This is a genomic window from Methylobacterium brachiatum (assembly GCF_020523825.1).
Classification (GTDB): Bacteria; Pseudomonadota; Alphaproteobacteria; order Rhizobiales; family Beijerinckiaceae; genus Methylobacterium; species Methylobacterium brachiatum.
This window is the reverse complement of the sequence record NZ_JAJALK010000014.1, coordinates 36431-52911: the sequence shown is the minus strand read 5'-3', so window position 1 is coordinate 52911 and position 16481 is coordinate 36431. Positions and strand designations below refer to the sequence as shown.

The following is a 16481-nucleotide window of genomic DNA, read 5'->3' as shown; positions in this document are numbered from 1 at the left end:
CGGAGGAGAGCGCATCATGCCCGAATTCGACCTGGCGATCCGCGGCGGCACCGTGGTCACCGCGAGCGACACGGTGCGGGCGGATGTCGGCGTGCGCGGCGGGCGCATCGTGGCTGTGGCCGAGGGCATCGCCGACGCCGCCCGGGTGATCGACGCCTCCGGGCTGCTGGTGCTCCCCGGCGGCATCGACAGCCATGTCCACATCGCCCAGGATCCCGGCCCCGGCATCGTCATGGCCGACGATTTCGCCAGCGCGACCCGGGCGGCGGCCGCCGGCGGCAACACCTGCGTGATGCCGTTCGCGGTCCAGCCCCGGGGCGGGTCGCTGCGCGGCGCGGTCGACGCCTATCGCGCCAAGGCCGAGGGCCAGTGCCACGTCGACGTGGCGATCCACATGATCATCGCGGACCCGAGCGAGGCGGTGCTCGGCCAGGAGCTGCCGGCCCTGGTCGCCGACGGCTACACCTCGTTCAAGGTGTTCATGACCTACGACGACCTGGTGCTCAACGACCGCCAGCTGCTGGACGTGTTCCACGTCGCCCGGCGGCAGGGCGCCCGGGTGATGGTCCACGCCGAGGGCTACGACGCGATCCGCTATCTCAGCGACCGCCTGGAGCGGGCCGGCGAGACCGCGCCCTACGGCCACGCTCTGTCCCGGCCCGAGGTGGTCGAGCGCGAGGCGGCGCACCGGGCGATCAGCCATGCCGAGCTGATCGATTTGCCGATCGTGATCGTCCACGTCTCGGGCCGCGAGGCCACCGAGCAGATCGCCTGGGCTCAAGGACGCGGCCTGAAGATCCGGGCCGAGACCTGCCCGCAATACCTGACCCTGACGGCCGAGCACATGAAGGGGCTCGGCCTCGACGACCCGATGGCGGGGGCGAAATACGTCTGCTCGCCGCCGCCCCGGGACGAGGCCAGCCAGGAGGCGGTCTGGTCCGGCATCCGGCGGGGCATCTTCGACGTGGTCTCCTCCGACCACTCGCCGTTCCGCTACGACGACCCGCAGGGCAAGCTGAACCCGCGCGGGAAATCGTCCTTTCGCTGGATCCCGAACGGCATCCCGGGGGTCGAGACCAGGCTGCCGGTGTTCTTCTCCGAAGGCGTCTCGAAGGGCCGGATCAGCCTCAACCAGTTCGCCGCGCTCACCGCGACGAACCACGCCAAGCTCTACGGCCTCTATCCGCGCAAGGGCTCGATCGCCCCGGGCTTCGACGCCGACCTGACCCTCTGGGATCCGAACAAGCGCGAGACGATCCGCCAGGCGATCCTCCACCACGGCGCCGACTACACCCCCTGGGAGGGGTTCGCGGTCACCGGCTGGCCGGTGATGACCATCGCGGGCGGGCAGGTGATCGCCGAGGACGGCAGGGTCCTGTCCGAGCCGGGACGCGGCCGGGTGCTCGACCGGGCGGTCGATCCGGCGGAGCGGCAGGGCGCATGACGCCTCCTGGCCCGGCCCTTGCTCCGCCGTCTGGGGCTGTGGGCGATCAGGCTGGATCAAGGCCGCCGACATATCCTCGGCCGGATTGGGCGCGGATCCCTCTCCCGTACGGGAGAGGGACAGGGTGAGGGATGCGACTTCTTCGGATGGACCTGGTCCCTCACCCCAGCCCTCTCCCGCACGGGAGAGGGGGCATGGCGCGGCCTTCACGCGCGATGATGTCTCGACCGTGTGTCGCGCGGAGCGGGCGGCGGGGGAGCCTCGCATGAATGTCGAGCTGATCGGCCTGACCAAGCGCTACGGCGCGGCGACCGCGGTCGACGCCATCGACCTGAAGGTGCCGTCCGGGGCCTATTGCTGCCTGCTCGGCCCCTCCGGCTGCGGCAAGACCACGACGCTCCGGATGATCGGCGGGCACGAGCGCGCCAGCGCCGGCGACGTGGTGATCGGCCCGAAGGCGGTGGGCGACGCGACGCCGGCCGAGCGCGGCACCGCCATGATGTTCCAGAGCTACGCCCTGTTCCCGCATCTCGACGCGCGGGACAACGTCGCCTTCAGCCTGCGGATGCGCGGAATCGGCAAGGCCGAGCGCCGGGCCAAGGCCATGGCGATGCTGGAGCTCGTGCAGATGGGCCACCTCGCCGGGCGCCTGCCCGCCCAGCTCTCGGGCGGCCAGCAGCAGCGCGTGGCGCTCGCCCGCGCGCTCGTCACCGGCCCGAAGGTGCTGCTCCTGGACGAGCCGCTCTCGGCGCTCGACCCGTTCCTGCGGGTGCGGATGCGGGTCGAGCTGAAGCGGATCCAGACCGAGCTCGGGCTCACCTTCATCCACGTCACCCACAGCCAGGAGGAGGCGATGGCGCTCTCCGACCTCGTGGTGGTGATGAATGCCGGGCGGATCGAGCAGGCCGCCGACCCGCGCACCGTGTTCGAGCGGCCGGCCACCGCCTTCGTGGCCCGGTTCATCGGCGGCCACAACGTGATCCGCCGGCCCGACGGGATGATCGCCGTCCGGGCCGACCGGATGCGGCTGGGCGAGGCGGCCGGCCCCGGCGCGCTCGCGGCCCGGGTGGTCGCGGTCGAGTACCAGGGCACCAGCGTCCATGTCGGGCTCGATGCCGACGGGCTGGAGCGGCCGCCCGAAGCCCTGGCCGAGAGCCCGGCCGCTCTGACCGCCGTGCTCAGCGATTCCGCCTTCGCGGCCCGCCCGCTCCGTCCGGGCGACACGATCCCGGTCGGCTGGGACGCCGCCGCCGCCCACCGCCTCGACGCGTAGACAGTTGGAGACGACCATGGACCCGTTCTCGAAGCCGAGCCGGCGCACGCTGCTGAAGGGGGCTGCGGCCCTGGCGGCGACGCCGGTGACCGGCTTCCCGGCCGTGCACGCGGCCGAGCCCGTGACCCTGCGCTACCTCGGCACCGCGGTGAGCCAGTCCGCCGACATCGCCCGGAAGGTGAAGGAGGATCTCGGGATCACCCTCGAATACATTCCGGTGGTCACCGACGAGGTGACCAAGCGGGTGGTCACCCAGCCGAACTCCTTCGACCTCGTCGACACCGAGTATTTCAGCCTCAAGAAGATCATCCCGTCGGGCAACCTCAGCGGCCTGGACGCCAAGCGGATCAAGCTCGCCGACAAGATCACCGGCGTGTTCACCCGCGGCGAGGTGAACGGCAAGCGGATCGGCGACCAGGGCACTGCGCCCCGGAAGGTGTTCTACCTCGAGGGCCAGACCGCCAAGACCTTCGCCTCCGCGCCGACCGAGTGGCTGACCCTGATCCCGACCACCTACAACGCCGACACGCTGGGTATCCGGCCCGACCTGATCAAGCGGCCGGTGGAGAGCTGGAAGGATCTGCTCAACCCCGAGTTCAAGGGCAAGGCGTCGATCCTGAACATCCCGTCCATCGGCATCATGGACGCCGCCATGGTGGTGGAGGCCACGGGCGATTACACCTACGGCGACAAGGGCAACATGACGAAGCCCGAGATCGACCGCACCATCAAGGTGCTGATCGAGGCCAAGCGCGCCGGCCAGTTCCGGGCCTTCTGGCAGGACTTCAATGAATCCGTGAACCTGATGGCGTCGGGCGAGACGGTGATCCAGTCGATGTGGTCGCCCGCCGTCACCAAGGTGCGCGCCCAGGGCGTGCCCTGCACCTACCAGCCTCTCAAGGAGGGCTACCGCGCCTGGGCCCAGGGCTTCGGCATCCCGAAGACGCTGAGCGGCCGGAAGCTCGACGCGGCCTACGAGTTCATCAACTGGTTCCTGTCCGGCTGGGCCGGAGCCTATCTCAACCGCCAGGGCTACTATTCCGCGGTGCTGGAGACCGCGAAGGAGAACATGCAGCCCTACGAATGGGCGTTCTGGATGGAGGGCAAGCCCGCCGAGAAGGACATCCTGGGCCCGGACGGCACCCTGATCGAGAAGGCCGGCGCCACCCGCGACGGCGGCTCCTTCGACCAGCGCATGGGCGCGGTCGCCTGCTGGAACGCCGTGATGGACGAGAACACCTACATGGTGCGCAAGTGGAACGAGTTCATCGCCGCGTGAGCGGGCTGGCGCTTTCCTTCCCCTCCCTCCTCGGTGTGGGAAGCTATGGCCCTCGCGCTGTTCCGGACGCGGCGCGGGTCCACTCTCCCGTGCGGGAGAGGGACAGGGCGAGGGGTGTGACCTCTCCGGAAAGATCCGATCCCTCACCCCAGCCCTCTCCCGCACGGGAGAGGGGGCACGTCGCGGCCGCTACAAGCCTCGGAGTCCAACGCTGGCAGCCGGGTGCCGCGGCATCGTCGAGGCCGATCCGATGAACGACCTCGCCCTCCCCCGCACCGCCGAAACCGTTGCCGCGCCGATCGCGGCCGCGCCCCGGCGCCGGCGGACGAGCCTCGCCTATCTCCAGGCGGCGCCCCTCGCCCTGGTGTTCCTGGTCTTCCTGGTGGTGCCGCTGCTGCTCACCGCCGTGGTGTCGTTCTGGGAGTACAACGAGTACGCGATCACCCCGGCGCTGACCCTGCAGAACTACGCCGACGTGTTCGACGGCTGCCTCTCCGCCGACCTGTGCACCACGGTTCGGACCTATCTCTCGACCCTGAAATTCGTCGCGCTGACCCTGGCGATCACCCTGCCGCTGGGCTTTGCCATCGCCTACTTCCTGGCCTTCCACATCCGCTCGGACACGGTGCGGATGGGCCTGTTCCTGCTCTGCACGATCCCGTTCTGGACCTCGAACGTGATCCGCATGATCTCGTGGATCCCGCTGCTCGGCCGCAACGGCCTGGTCAACGACACGCTCCGCAGCCTCGGGGTGATCAAGGCGCCGATCGAGGGGCTGCTCTATTCCGACTTCGCGGTGGTGCTGGCCTTCGTGCACCTCGACACGGTGTTCATGATCGTGCCGATCTTCAACAGCCTGGCCCGCATCGACCGGTCGCTGATCGAGGCGGCGCGCGATTGCGGCGCGTCCGGGTTCCAGACCCTCTGGAACGTGGTGCTGCCGCTGGCCAAGCCCGGCATCGCCATCGGGTCGATCTTCGTGGTCACCCTGGTGATGGGCGATTTCGTCACCGTCGGCATGATGGGCGGGCAGCAGATCGCCAGCGTCGGCAAGGTGATCCAGGTGCAGATGGCCTACCTGCAATTCCCGGCGGCGGCCGCCAACGCCGTGGTGCTGCTCGCCGCCGTGCTGCTGATGATCCTCGGGCTCACCCGGATGATCGACCTGCGCAGAGAACTCTGAGGATGGAGCTGTAGGATGGACCGGCCGCGCGGCTTCGCCTTCTACGGGCTCGCCGGAATTTTCGCCCTCTACGTCCTGTTCCTGTACGGCCCGACCCTGACGATCCTGGCCCTGAGCTTCCAGGGCCCGTCCGGCGGCCTGACCTTCCCGATGAACGGGGTCTCGATCCACTGGTTCGCCAAGCTGTGGGAGGGGGTCGGCGTCGTCGACATCTGGGCGGCGCTCCGGCGCTCGCTGATGCTCGGGCTGGTGGTGATGGCGCTCACCGTCACCCTCGCGTTCTATGCCGGGCTCGCCTTCCGCAAGGGGTTCCGGGGGGCCGGCGTGGTCTTCGCCCTGGCGGTGTCGAGCCTGATCGTGCCCTCGATCGTGGTCTCGCTCGGGATCGGGCTGGAATTCCGGCTCCTCGACGACGGGATCAAGGCGCTGGCGGAGGCCACCGGCTGGGGCTTCCTGCAGGATCACGGCACCCTCATGGGCCTCTACAGCTCGGCGCTCGGGGCGCATCTCACCTGGACGCTGCCCTTCGGCCTGCTGATCATGTTCGCGGTGTTCAACCGGTTCAGCCCCGCCTACGAGGAGGCCGCCCGCGACCTCGGCGCCACCGGGGCGCAGACGCTCCGGCACGTGGTGGTGCCGATCCTGGCCCCGGCCCTGGTCGGCGTCGCCCTGTTCGGCTTCACCCTGTCCTTCGACGAGCTCGCCCGCACCAGCCAGGCGATCGGCGGCCGCAACACCCTGCCGCTGGAGCTGCAGGGCCTGACCACCACGGTGACGACGCCGGAGATCTACGCGCTCGGCACCACCACGACGGCCTTCTCCGCCCTGGTGATCGGCACCGCCCTCGGCCTGACCGTGTGGCTGCAACGGCGCCGGGCCCGGCGGGCGCTGGCGGGGCTGCGGCCGTAGGGGTTAAGACCACCGGTACGCTACGCGCCGCGCTTGGCCGCTCTTATGCGCTCGGCGTGATAGGCTCGTAGATCGGCCAAGACCTGCTCAGCCGGGATCGCCAGGCGCGGATCATTGAGCGCCTCCTGAACCCGCTGCCGCAGAATGGCACTCAGCGCAGTCTCTTCACGGTCGAGGGCTCGCAGACCGGCGTGGATTTCAGTGATACGATTGCTGGTGCGCACGGATCGCCTGTCCTCTTACTCGTGCCCGCATATGATCACAGCACATGACGACGACACATGATGACATGATAATGCCATCTCATCCACTTACTTCTTTCCATTTGCAGCGACCATCGATGTTCATTAATTTCCCCCACGCTCTCGATTGCAACGAAACCATTCATCGAGAACTAGGCAATTATTGGCCCACAGAAGGTCAAAATCGAATTTCGGAGACAATTGATGACTATGCATCTCACGCAAGCCGCCTTATTATTTTACATTGTTTCTGCATCTAACTTTCTGCTCAGCATTGAAACATTCGCGAAGGCCGAGCCTCAGGATCGCCACTCGACCTGCGACGGCTCGAATGAGCCGAACGTGAGCGCGTCTCGCACTAGCGTCGATCTCGGATGGAGCGGAGGCAGCTCCATCGATATCAATATTCCAGTTCAAGTTGAATACCAGACAAGCGCGAAATTTAGTGCTATAGTAATTGGGAACTCAGATGTTATAAGCCATGCACGCATGCGCGACAGTAAACTCATGTGGGACAGAGAAGACTATCGCCCCTGCGCAAATCCCTCCGATATCGTCGTACACATTGTGGGCCCCTCGGTCACAGCATGGACGCTGAATGGTCCGGGACGGCTTAATCTAAATACTATCAGCCAAGAAACGCTGAAGATCACAAGTCATGGCACCGGAAGCGTCACAGCAGACGGATATGTCAAAGACGTCGTGCTCAGAAGCAGCGGTCCGGCGCGCGTAGATCTGAGCAAGCTTGAGACCCAGCGTGCGTCGGTTCAGATTCGCGGCAGCGGTGAAATCGACATCGCACCGCGCGAGGATGCAGACATCTCGACTTCAGGACCTGCTGTCGTAAAAATTTATGGGAGTCACGCGAAACTTCACGTTCGATCCCACGGCTCGGCGCAGGTCATACAAGTTCCGTAGCGCGCTGTAGTAGTTGGCGGACGATGAGATAGAGGATATCGCGGCGCCTTATCCGACCGGAGCGGCTAGGCCGGAAAGAAGCGCCCGGCATTCTCCGCCGCGGCGTCTCGGCTGCGTGACGGCCCCACCCGAACATTGCCAATCCGCCCCCGTCCGTGTATGCGCACGGCGCGCCCCCCGACACCCTTGGAGGCAGGGGCGCACCGGGAAGGTCACAGCCGTCCGCGTCGGGCGGCTTTTTCGTTTTCCGGGTCCAGCCATCTTTTGAAGGATCACGCCATGAGCGCAGTCAAGACGCTTGAGGCCGTGGCACGCGACCGGGTCGGCAAGGGGGCCGCCCGGGCCGTTCGTCGCCAGGGTCAAGTTCCCGCCGTCGTGTACGGAGGCGGCCAGCCGCCGCAATCCATCGCCATCGACCTCGTCCGTGCCCGCACGCTGATCTATGCCGGCGGCTTCAAGACCACGCTGTTCGAGATCAAGGCCGGCGGCAAGACCGTCCGGGCGATCCCGCGCGACTTCCAGCTCGATCCGGTCAGCGGCGTGCCGCTGCATGTCGACTTCCTGCGCGTCGTCTCCGGTCAGACCGTGACCGTCGAGGTGCCGGTGCACTTCATCAACGAGGCCGCGGCCCCCGGCATCAAGAAGCTCGGCGGCACCCTCAACATCGTCGCCCACACCCTGACCCTCGAGGTCGCCCCGGACCAGATCCCGGACGCGATCGAGGTCGACCTGACCGGCCGCGAGATCGGCGACGTGATCCACGTCGCCGACATCAAGATCCCGGCCGGCAGCCACACCGGCGAGCCGACCGACCCGGTCGCCAACATCGTCCCGCCGACCGTGCTGGGTGCCGAGGTCGAGGCCGAGGAGGCCGCGATCGCCGAGGCGCAGTCGGCCGAGTCCGCCGAGGAGAAGGCCGAAGAGGCTTCCGAGGACGGCGAGAAGAAGGACGGCGAGGAGGCCTGAGCCTCGTCGCACGTCACCGATCAAGCCTGAGAGCCCCGGCCCCCGCCGGGGCTCTCTTCGTTTCAAGGGTTCCCAAAAAGGCTCAGCGCTGTGGCGGGGTTCGGGGGCGGAGCCCACGAGGTTCGCAGGGCTCTGCCCTGCACCAGCACAAGGTCTAGGACCTTGTGAAACCGGGACTTCGCTACGGATACAGCCGCGCGCGGCTCCAGCCGTCGCCGGTGCGGGTGAACCGGACCCGATCGTGCAGGCGGTAATCGCCGTTCTGCCAGAATTCCAGCGACACCGGGGCGATGCGGAAGCCGGTCCAGTGCTCCGGCCGGGGGATCGGGCCGTTCTCGTAGCGGGCGGCGAGCTCGGTCACCTCGGCCATCAGCGCGGCGCGGTCGGCGAGCGGGCGGGATTGCTGGCTGGCGATGGCGCCGAGGCGGCTCTCCCGGCGGCGGCTCTCGAAATAGGCGTCGGCCTCCTCCGGCGTCACCGGCGAGACCGGCCCGCGCGCGCGGACCTGCCGGCGCAGGCTCTTCCAGTGCAGCACCAGGGCGGCCTGCGGGTTCTGGGCCAGCTCCTCGCCCTTGGCGGACTGGACGTTCGTGTAGAACACGAAGCCGCGCTCATCGAAGCCCTTCAGCAGGACCATGCGCACGTCCGGCAGCCCGTCCGAGCCCGCGGTGGCCAGCGCCATCGCGTTCGGATCCTCGGGCTCGGCGGCCTCCGCCTCGCGCATCCAGGCGGCGAACAGCGCGAACGGATCCTCGCTCAGGGTAAAGTCCGAGGTCGGGGCAGGCGCGCCGGCCTTCGGGTCATCGGTCCTTAACTGATCCACGGCAAGACTCCTGCCTGCCGCGTCAAGGGCCTGAGGGGGCACCGACATCGGCATGTTCGGTCGAGCGGATAGCCCGTCGTGAGTCAGGTGTAATGCGGCGATGCGCGTGTAAAGAGCCAAGTCGACGGTTGCGCGTCCCTGTGGCGATGGCAGCCCTGTCGCTGGCGATGGTCCTGTGCAGCTGCAGCCAGCCGCTGCTCGTCTTCCGGGGCGAGCCTGCGGCAGCCGCGCCGCCCGTGGCCGAGGAGCCCGTGGTCACCGGCAGCATCGAGAAGCGGCCGGCGAGCTTCGGCAACGATCTCGGCGAGGAGGACTGGCGGCGGGCCCGCGCGGCGCTGTCGGTCGCCCTGGACCCCCAGGGCAACGGCCGTCCGGTGAAGTGGGACAACCCCGAGACCGGCCTGCACGGCGCGGTCAACCCGACCGGCCTGCCTTACGTCGCCGACGACCTGATCTGCCGGAACTTCTTGGCCTCGGTGATCGGCCCCGGCCGCAGCCGCTTCGTGCGCGGCACCGGCTGCAAGCCGTCCGGCGGCCATTGGGTGCTCAAGAAGGTCAAGGCCGCCGGATCCGAGCGGTCCTGACGCGCCCGCCGGGCCTCCCGTCGGGGGTCCCGGCAGGCACGAGGTCGCTCAGTACGGATACCCGTAATACGGCCGCATGCGCAGGCGCGGCTGGGCGGCCGGGGGCGTCGCGGCGCGGGCCGCAGCCTCGGGATCGTAGGCCCGGATATAGGGGTCGAGGGCCGGATCGCGGTAATTGCCGTTGTTGACGCCGGCCGAGCGATCGTTGCCGCTCAGCGCCGCGTAGGGCGAGAGCCCGCTGCCGCTGTCACCACCGCCGCCACCACCGCCGCCCCAGGCGAAGGCCGCGCTCGGGAGGCCGATGAGCAGCATCGCGGCCAGCGGCATCATCTTGCGTGTCATGTCGTGTCTCCGCATCACGTCTAACGGGCGAACCGCCAAGCCAATCCGCGAGTTCCCGCTTTGCGCCGGGATGGCCGCGCGGCATGGTATCACGGCCGCGCGGCGACGGGTTATCGCGCTGCGTGAGACGCGGTGCTTTTGTTCATCAACAGACTCCGATCCGGATTAACCGCCCGGAACGGTGGAGAGGCGGCCGGACTTGTTGGATTGCGTCGCAAAGCGATAGCATTCGTTCAGGCGACGACCGTATCGTCGGTCGTCTTCGAGGTCCCTCAAGGTCTGGATTCGCGGTGAGCGGCGCTACGGGATTCGACACGCCGCACGGGACCCCCTCCCTCCGAACCGGGACGGCCAGCCTTCGCGACGCCGCCTCAGCGAAGACCGACAGCGTCGTCCGCCTGATGGAGCGCTCGATCGGAGGCGCGGATCAGCCGGCAATCGGGAGCGGCCGCGGACCGGTCTGGCCGGAGCCCCGGACACTCGACAGCCGGCCGGTGGCGCGGCAGATCACCGTGCGCCTCGACCGCCGGACCCTGCGCGGCTGGCACATCCGCCTTCTCGACCAGCTCGGCCAGCGGCCCGACCGGCGCCTCCAGGTCGAATGGGTCCTCGGCGCGCATGGCCTGCCGCCCAATGCCGAGCTGCTGTTCCGCCTGGAAGCGGCGATCCACGGCCTGCCCCGCCCGGGCCTGGCCACGGCGGCCGAGCCGATGGCGTTCGGGACCTACGGGGCGGAGGTCGCGGCGGGCGAACCCGACCTCGTCCTCGATCTCTCCGGTGGCCAGGTCGAATCGGACGCGGTCGCGGACCGGGGACAGCCGGTCTGGCGGCTCGATTTCGACGGCATGCCGGGGGAAGCCGGCCTGCTCGCCGCCCTGTTCGCCGGCCGCGCCCCGGTGGCGGCCCTGCGGGGGCCGGACGGAATCCCGGTGGCGGTCGGGCGCCTCGGCGCGGAATCCCACACGGTGATGCTGGTCGCCTTCGAGGATTACCTCGCCCGCAGCATCACGCTGATCGCCGCGGCGCTCGACGGCGCCGCCTCGACGCACCTGCCGGACGGGACCGCGACGGCCCTGCAGCGGCAGGCCTCCTTCGACCTCGGCGGCCTCGGCGTCAGCCGGCGTGCGGCCAGCGGGCTGGCCCGGCAAATTGCCCGCCGGCTCTACGCGCTCTGCTTCCACAGCCCGCAATGGCGGGTCGGCTGGCGGCGCATCGTCGGCCCGGACCTGATCGACCTGCGCCGCCACCCCGAGGGCGGCTGGACCGACCTGCCCGATGACGGACGGCGTTTCTACGCCGACCCGTTCGCGATCGCGCATGGCGGGTCCGTGACCCTGTTCGTCGAGGAATTCGACTATCGCCGCGGCAAGGGCGTGATCTCCGCCCTCGGCTTCGACGCGACGGGCCCGCGCGGCCGCCCGGAGCCGGTGCTGGAGCTCGAGACCCACCTCTCCTACCCGTTCGTGTTCGAGGCGGACGGGGCAGTCTGGATGATCCCGGAATCCCACGCCTCGGGCACGATCGACCTGTACCGGGCCACCGCCTTTCCGGGGGGCTGGGTCCACGAGGCGGTGCTGGTCGACCACGTGGTGGCGGGCGACGCGACGCTGCTGCACCACGACGGGTGCTGGTGGATGTTCGCCACCGTCCGGGCGGGCGGGGGCAGCTATTCCGACACCCTGCATCTCTGGCGCGCGCCGCATTTCCGCGGTCCCTGGACGCCGCATCCGCGCAACCCGGTGCTGATCGATGTCGGCTCGGCCCGGGCGGCCGGGCCGATCGTGGCCCGCGACGGCGCGCTGATCCGGCCGGTGCAGGATTGCCGCCGGGGCTACGGCGCGGCGCTCGGCCTCGCCCGCATCCTGCGGCTCGACGCGGAGGGCTACGAGCAGCGGGTCGAGACCCGCCTCGGCCCCGGGGCGGCCTGGCCGGGCTCGCGCCTGCATATGCTGAGCGCGGCCGGCGGCTTCGAGTTCATCGACGGCTCGCGCCGGGCCCGGTCGCGGCTGCTGGGGTGATCCCGGGCGCGTGCCGTGAGGGCTTCGCATTGCGGAGCCGGAAACGCGTGCACGATCAGCGCGACGCGGCTCCAGAAAAGGTCCGGCCGCATGTTGGACGGGACAGCCTGTGGGCGCCCCAAGCCGGGCCCCTAGCGACCTCGCCTGACGCAGGCCGGAAATCCGAGCGGATCGCTATCGCGTCGCTTCAGGAGAGGCGAGACGGCACGTCCATACGCTGATGCAGGACGCGGATGACATCGATCCCGGCCTCTGTCCGCCGGTAGAAGATGACATGCGATCCGACCGCGTATTTGAGATAGCCGGCGCGGATCTCGACGGGACGGCCGACCTTCGCGCCGGTGGCGAGTTCGCCGGCCGCGTCCACGATTGCCTGGTGGTAGCGATCGGCCTGGTCCGGTGACCACCGGCCGAACGTGTAGCGCCAGATCTCTTCCAGGTCGGCACGGGCGAGGGGGGTGAACCGGGCGCGGGGGCTAGCGGCCATACTTGGCGCGCATCTCCCGAAGGAAAGCAGGGCTGTCCAGCTCCTCTGCGGGACCGGACTCTTCCCCGGCGATCAGGGCTGCCTGAAGCGCGGCTATCCTGACCTCGTGCTCTTCGAGCAAGCGCAGGCCCGCGCGGACGACCTCACTGGCCGATCCGTAGCGCCCGTCCGCAACCTGGCGATCGATGAACCCGGCGAAATGGTCCCCGAGCGACACGGATGTGTTCTTTGCCATGGCAACCTCCTGATACCGGAATATACCATATTTTGGTATAGCGCACCCAAATCTCCTGTGAGGCTGGATGGGGCGAGCGGGTCGGGCTGGGTTGCGTGTGATCCGAGATTTTCCGCGCCGGGACATCCGGCCGGACGTGCCGAACAGACCCATACGATCTGAATCGCCATCGGCGCGAAAACCCGCTTGTGCCGAACGGCACCCCTGCACATCTCGCATCGCGGCGCCGCGCGCGCTAAGCCGGGGCTGCGCCCCGCGAACCCGAAGATATCCGCCGAGAAGATCTGCATGGCGAGCCCCGTCGAACATGCGAGCTTCCTGCCGCCGGTCCTGACCTTCCTGGCGGCCGCGGTGATCGGCGTGCCGGTGTTCCGGCTGATCGGCCAGAGCGCCGTGCTCGGCTACCTGGTGGCCGGCGTGCTGATCGGCCCCTCCGGCCTGTCGCTGATCGCCGAGCCCGACACCGCGGCCAGCGTCGCCGAGATCGGCGTGGTGTTGCTGCTGTTCATCGTCGGGCTGGAATTGCACCTGTCGCAGCTCGTCTCGATGCGGCGCGACATCTTCGGCCTGGGCGCGGCGCAGCTCGTCGCCTGCGCGCTGGTCCTGGGCGGCGTCGGGCTGGCCGCCGGGCTCAGCCTCGGGGCGGCCTCGGTGATCGGCATCGCGCTCGCCCTGTCGGCCACCGCGGTGGCCCTGCAACTGCTGGAGGAGCGGGGCGATCTCGGCAGCGCCTACGGCGGCCGGGCCTTCGCGGTGCTGCTGTTCCAGGACCTGTCGGTGGTCGGCATCCTGGCGCTGATGCCGCTGCTCGCCACGGCGGGGGACGCCACCGGCGGTCCCTGGCTCGGGGCGGCGGCGATCTCCACCGGCAAGGCGGTGGCGGCGATCCTGGCGGTGGTGCTGGTCGGCCGCTACGGCCTCAACCCGTTCTTCCGGCTGCTCGCCGCCAGCGGCGCCCGCGAGGTCATGACCGCGGCGGCGCTGCTCGTGGTGCTCGGCACCGCGCTGCTGATGGAGCAGGTCGGCCTGTCGATGGCGATGGGCGCGTTCCTGGCCGGCATCCTGCTCGCCGAATCGAATTTCCGCCACCAGCTCGAGGCCGAGATCGAGCCGTTCCGCGGCATGCTGCTCGGCCTGTTCTTCATGAGCGTCGGCATGTCGATCGACGGCAGCTTGGTGCGGGAGGTCTGGCCGGCCCTGTTCGGGGCGACGCTCGGGGCGATCCTGGTCAAGGTCGCGCTGGTGGCCGGCCTGTTCCGGCTGTTCGGCTCGGATACCCTTGGGGCGCTGCGCGGTGCGGCCGTGCTGGCCCCGGCGGGCGAATTCGCCTTCGTGCTGCTGCCGCAGGCGGAGGATCTCGGGCTCACCGGCCCCACGGCGACGCGCTTCGCGGTGGCGCTCGCGGCGCTGACCATGCTGATCGGGCCGATCGCCGCCAAGGGCCTCGACAAGCTGATCGAGCGCCGCACCGCCCGCGAGCAGGTCGACGTGTCGGAGCCGTCGGCGGAACTCGCCGAGAGCGGCGAGGCGCGGGTGCTGGTGATCGGCTTCGGCCGGTTCGGGCAGGTGCTGACCCAGGTGCTACTCGCCGAGGGGATCCCGGTGACGGTGATCGACAAGGACGTGGAGCAGCTGCGCGCGGCCTCGCGCTTCGGCTTCCGGATCTATTACGGCGACGGCACCCGCCTCGACGTGCTGCGCGCCGCCGGGATCGGCCGGGTCGAGCTGGTCTGCATCTGCGTGGACGACCGCGCCGGCGCGCTCAAGATCGTCGACATCGTGCACGAGGAATTCCAGAACGTCCGCACCTTCGTGCGCGCCTATGACCGCCTGCACGCCGTCGAGCTGATGAACCGGGACGTGGATTACCAGATCCGCGAGACCGCGGAATCGGCCCTGGCCTTCGGGCGGGCGGCCCTGGAGGGGCTCGGCCTGTCGCCCGAGGTCGCCGCGGCCCGGGCCGAGGACGTGCGCAAGCGCGACATCGCCCGCCTGGTGCTGCAGCAGGCCGGCGCCCTGCCGGAGGGCGCCGGCTGGATGCGCGGCGCCGCGGCGGAGCTGAAGCCCGAGCCGCTGACCGAGCCGGTCCGCCCGGCCCGCGCCTTGAGCACCGAGACCCGCGACCTGATCGGCAACGACCGGCGCGAGGCGGCCGAGCGGCTCCTCGAGAAGCCCGCCCCCGCTCCGCAGGAGTCGGCCGAGGCCGAGATCGAGGTCGATCACGAGCCCGAGCTGGAATCGGAAGGCACCGCCCGGGATGCGTGACCGTCCCGATGCCTGACAGCGCATCCCCGGCCCAGGCGGGCCGGTTCGTCACCGGCTCGATCCTCCGGCACGTGGTCGTCATGGCTGCCACCGGCTCGGTGGGGCTGATGGCGATCTTCGTGGTCGATCTGCTGTCGCTGTTCTACGTCTCCAAGCTCGGCGACCCGAAGCTCACGGCGGCGATCGGCTTCGCGGCGATCGTGCAATTCTTCGCCACCGCGGTGAATATCGGCCTGATGATCGCCGCGGGCGCCCTGGTCGGGCGGGCAGTGGGCGCGGGCGATCGCGCGGCGGCGCGGCGCCTGTCGAGCTCGTCCCTGGGGCTCGCGAGCCTCGCCGCCGGGCTCATCGCCCTGTTGATCTTCGCCCTGTCCGAGCGGCTGCTGAGCCTGATCGGCGCCAGCGGCGAGACCTTGCGCGTGGCCGAGCTGTTCCTGACGATCACGTTGCCGTCGAACCTGCTGCTCGCCGCCGGCATGCTGTTCACCGGCCTGTTGCGGGCGGTCGGCGAGGCGCGGCAGGCCATGATGGTGACGCTGGCCGGCGCCATCGTCACCGCCTTCCTCGACCCGCTGCTGATCTTCGGCGCTGGCCTCGGGGTGGAGGGCGCGGCGATCACGATCTGCGTGGCGCGGGCGACCTTCGTGGTGGTGGGCCTGCGCGGCGTCAGCCGGCACGGGCTGCTGGGCCTGCCGCGGGTCGCCGACATGGTCGCGGACGCCCCCGTGCTGGCGGGGGTCGCGGGGCCGGCGGTGCTGACCAACCTCGCGCCCTCGGTGGCGAGCGCCTTCCTGGCGCGTCTCTTTGCCAGCTACGGGGCCGACGCGGTGGCCGCCGCCGCGGTGATCGACCGCCTGACCCCCGTGGCGTTCGGCGGCCTGTTCGCCCTGTCGGGGGCGATCGGGCCGATCCTGGCGCAGAATTGGGGCGCGGGCCGGTTCGACCGGATGCGCGGGGTCCTGCGCGAGGCGATCCGGGTGACGCTCGCCTACACGACCCTGGTCTGGCTGGTCCTGGCGCTCGCCCGCGAGCCCCTGGCGTCCCTGTTCGGGCTGCAGGGCGTCGCACGCGACCTGTTCGGCTTCTTCTGCCTCGCCGGCGGGGCGATCTGGTTCTTCAACGGGCTGCTGTTCCTGGGCAATGCCGCCTTCAACAATCTCGGCTTCCCGATCCGCTCGACCCTGCTGAACTGGGGCCGGGCGACGCTGGGCACCGTGCCGCCCGCGATGCTCGGCGCCGCGCTCTACGGGCCGCGCGGCGTGGTGGCCGGCATGGGCCTCGGCTCCCTGGTCTTCGGCATCACCGGCATCCTGCTCGCCCGCCGCACGGTCGACCGGCTGGAGACCCGGGGCCGGCGCGTCCGTGCCCCGGAGGAGGCCCACGCGGCCGCGCAGCGCGAGGCGCCCCTGCCCGCCGGCCAGCCCCATCCCGGCCCGGTGAGCTGAGCCGGCCGCGGCCCGCAATACCGTCCGATCGGGCCGCCGGAGCGCGCTGAGCACAAGATCCTCGCGCG

The 16481-nt window shown here is 69.8% G+C and carries 16 protein-coding genes; 11 read left to right on the top strand and 5 right to left on the bottom strand.

Annotation, left to right across the window (positions count from 1 at the left end):
- Window positions 1–16: 16 nt before the first annotated feature.
- The 5 genes from hydA to LGR69_RS24570 all read left to right on the top strand — a co-directional run bounded on the left by hydA (window position 17) and on the right by LGR69_RS24570 (window position 6088).
- Window positions 17–1444: a dihydropyrimidinase gene (gene hydA, locus LGR69_RS24590; RefSeq protein ID WP_230367648.1), complete on the top strand. Its 1428-nt coding sequence runs from the start codon at window positions 17–19 to the stop codon at window positions 1442–1444.
- 265 nt (window positions 1445–1709) lie between these two features.
- A complete protein-coding gene (locus LGR69_RS24585; protein WP_230367647.1) occupies window positions 1710–2717 on the top strand; it encodes an ABC transporter ATP-binding protein in 1008 nt (335 codons plus the stop codon).
- A gap of 16 nt (window positions 2718–2733) precedes the next feature.
- Complete coding sequence (locus tag LGR69_RS24580; protein ID WP_122161982.1) at window positions 2734–3996, top strand: ABC transporter substrate-binding protein; 1263 nt, start codon at window positions 2734–2736, stop codon at window positions 3994–3996.
- Window positions 3997–4246: 250 nt separating this feature from the next.
- Window positions 4247–5179: an ABC transporter permease gene (locus LGR69_RS24575; protein WP_007560395.1), complete on the top strand. Its 933-nt coding sequence runs from the start codon at window positions 4247–4249 to the stop codon at window positions 5177–5179.
- 15 nt (window positions 5180–5194) lie between these two features.
- Window positions 5195–6088, top strand: coding sequence for an ABC transporter permease (locus tag LGR69_RS24570; RefSeq protein ID WP_007560396.1), 894 nt, complete (start codon window positions 5195–5197; stop codon window positions 6086–6088).
- A 20-nt stretch (window positions 6089–6108) separates the two neighbouring features.
- Here LGR69_RS24570 and LGR69_RS24565 read toward each other — a convergent pair whose 3' ends face one another.
- Entirely contained in the window at window positions 6109–6312 is a 204-nt protein-coding gene (locus tag LGR69_RS24565) for a type II toxin-antitoxin system ParD family antitoxin (protein ID WP_230367646.1), read from the bottom strand.
- Window positions 6313–6534: 222 nt separating this feature from the next.
- Between LGR69_RS24565 and LGR69_RS24560 the strand changes: the two genes are divergently transcribed.
- Window positions 6535–7248: a GIN domain-containing protein gene (locus LGR69_RS24560; RefSeq protein ID WP_230367645.1), complete on the top strand. Its 714-nt coding sequence runs from the start codon at window positions 6535–6537 to the stop codon at window positions 7246–7248.
- Window positions 7249–7527: 279 nt separating this feature from the next.
- Window positions 7528–8214 (top strand): 50S ribosomal protein L25/general stress protein Ctc, encoded by a 687-nt coding sequence (locus LGR69_RS24555; protein WP_007560399.1) that lies wholly within the window; start codon window positions 7528–7530, stop codon window positions 8212–8214.
- Between the two features lie 181 nt (window positions 8215–8395).
- Here LGR69_RS24555 and pdxH read toward each other — a convergent pair whose 3' ends face one another.
- Window positions 8396–9037, bottom strand: coding sequence for a pyridoxamine 5'-phosphate oxidase (gene pdxH, locus LGR69_RS24550; protein ID WP_230367644.1), 642 nt, complete (start codon window positions 9035–9037; stop codon window positions 8396–8398).
- A gap of 92 nt (window positions 9038–9129) precedes the next feature.
- Here pdxH and LGR69_RS24545 point away from each other — a divergent pair, with 92 nt between their 5' ends.
- Window positions 9130–9621: an RT0821/Lpp0805 family surface protein gene (locus tag LGR69_RS24545; protein WP_047170758.1), complete on the top strand. Its 492-nt coding sequence runs from the start codon at window positions 9130–9132 to the stop codon at window positions 9619–9621.
- Between the two features lie 48 nt (window positions 9622–9669).
- On the opposite strand, the gene LGR69_RS24540 is transcribed toward LGR69_RS24545, so the two are convergent.
- Complete coding sequence (locus LGR69_RS24540) at window positions 9670–9963, bottom strand: hypothetical protein (RefSeq protein ID WP_007560405.1); 294 nt, start codon at window positions 9961–9963, stop codon at window positions 9670–9672.
- A 290-nt stretch (window positions 9964–10253) separates the two neighbouring features.
- Between LGR69_RS24540 and LGR69_RS24535 the strand changes: the two genes are divergently transcribed.
- Complete coding sequence (locus tag LGR69_RS24535; protein WP_370881399.1) at window positions 10254–11981, top strand: glucosamine inositolphosphorylceramide transferase family protein; 1728 nt, start codon at window positions 10254–10256, stop codon at window positions 11979–11981.
- 187 nt (window positions 11982–12168) lie between these two features.
- Here LGR69_RS24535 and LGR69_RS24530 read toward each other — a convergent pair whose 3' ends face one another.
- Window positions 12169–12468 carry a type II toxin-antitoxin system RelE/ParE family toxin gene (locus tag LGR69_RS24530; RefSeq protein ID WP_091864037.1) on the bottom strand — a complete coding sequence of 100 codons (300 nt, stop codon included), beginning with the start codon at window positions 12466–12468 and terminating at the stop codon, window positions 12169–12171.
- Window positions 12458–12703, bottom strand: a complete 246-nt coding sequence (locus LGR69_RS24525; RefSeq protein WP_007560412.1) for a type II toxin-antitoxin system ParD family antitoxin — start codon at window positions 12701–12703, stop codon at window positions 12458–12460. Before LGR69_RS24525 ends, LGR69_RS24530 begins: the two co-directional genes overlap by 11 nt.
- 288 nt (window positions 12704–12991) lie before the next feature.
- Between LGR69_RS24525 and LGR69_RS24520 the strand changes: the two genes are divergently transcribed.
- Both LGR69_RS24520 and LGR69_RS24515 read left to right on the top strand, forming a co-directional pair.
- Window positions 12992–14968, top strand: coding sequence for a monovalent cation:proton antiporter-2 (CPA2) family protein (locus LGR69_RS24520; protein ID WP_122161977.1), 1977 nt, complete (start codon window positions 12992–12994; stop codon window positions 14966–14968).
- A gap of 8 nt (window positions 14969–14976) precedes the next feature.
- Entirely contained in the window at window positions 14977–16413 is a 1437-nt protein-coding gene (locus tag LGR69_RS24515) for an MATE family efflux transporter (RefSeq protein ID WP_230367643.1), read from the top strand.
- Window positions 16414–16481 lie beyond the last annotated feature (68 nt).

What these genes read in the sequence shown, in the direction of transcription:
- hydA (WP_230367648.1), top strand. Translation starts at nt 17, where the DNA reads ATGCCCGAATTCGACCTGGCGATCCGCGGCGGCACCGTGGTCACCGCG.
- LGR69_RS24585 (WP_230367647.1), top strand. Translation starts at nt 1,710, where the DNA reads ATGAATGTCGAGCTGATCGGCCTGACCAAGCGCTACGGCGCGGCGACC.
- LGR69_RS24580 (WP_122161982.1), top strand. Translation starts at nt 2,734, where the DNA reads ATGGACCCGTTCTCGAAGCCGAGCCGGCGCACGCTGCTGAAGGGGGCT.
- LGR69_RS24575 (WP_007560395.1), top strand. Translation starts at nt 4,247, where the DNA reads ATGAACGACCTCGCCCTCCCCCGCACCGCCGAAACCGTTGCCGCGCCG.
- LGR69_RS24570 (WP_007560396.1), top strand. Translation starts at nt 5,195, where the DNA reads ATGGACCGGCCGCGCGGCTTCGCCTTCTACGGGCTCGCCGGAATTTTC.
- LGR69_RS24560 (WP_230367645.1), top strand. Translation starts at nt 6,535, where the DNA reads ATGACTATGCATCTCACGCAAGCCGCCTTATTATTTTACATTGTTTCT.
- LGR69_RS24555 (WP_007560399.1), top strand. Translation starts at nt 7,528, where the DNA reads ATGAGCGCAGTCAAGACGCTTGAGGCCGTGGCACGCGACCGGGTCGGC.
- LGR69_RS24545 (WP_047170758.1), top strand. Translation starts at nt 9,130, where the DNA reads ATGCGGCGATGCGCGTGTAAAGAGCCAAGTCGACGGTTGCGCGTCCCT.
- LGR69_RS24540 (WP_007560405.1), bottom strand. Translation starts at nt 9,963, where the DNA reads ATGACACGCAAGATGATGCCGCTGGCCGCGATGCTGCTCATCGGCCTC.
- LGR69_RS24530 (WP_091864037.1), bottom strand. Translation starts at nt 12,468, where the DNA reads ATGGCCGCTAGCCCCCGCGCCCGGTTCACCCCCCTCGCCCGTGCCGAC.
- LGR69_RS24525 (WP_007560412.1), bottom strand. Translation starts at nt 12,703, where the DNA reads ATGGCAAAGAACACATCCGTGTCGCTCGGGGACCATTTCGCCGGGTTC.
- LGR69_RS24520 (WP_122161977.1), top strand. Translation starts at nt 12,992, where the DNA reads ATGGCGAGCCCCGTCGAACATGCGAGCTTCCTGCCGCCGGTCCTGACC.
- LGR69_RS24515 (WP_230367643.1), top strand. Translation starts at nt 14,977, where the DNA reads ATGCCTGACAGCGCATCCCCGGCCCAGGCGGGCCGGTTCGTCACCGGC.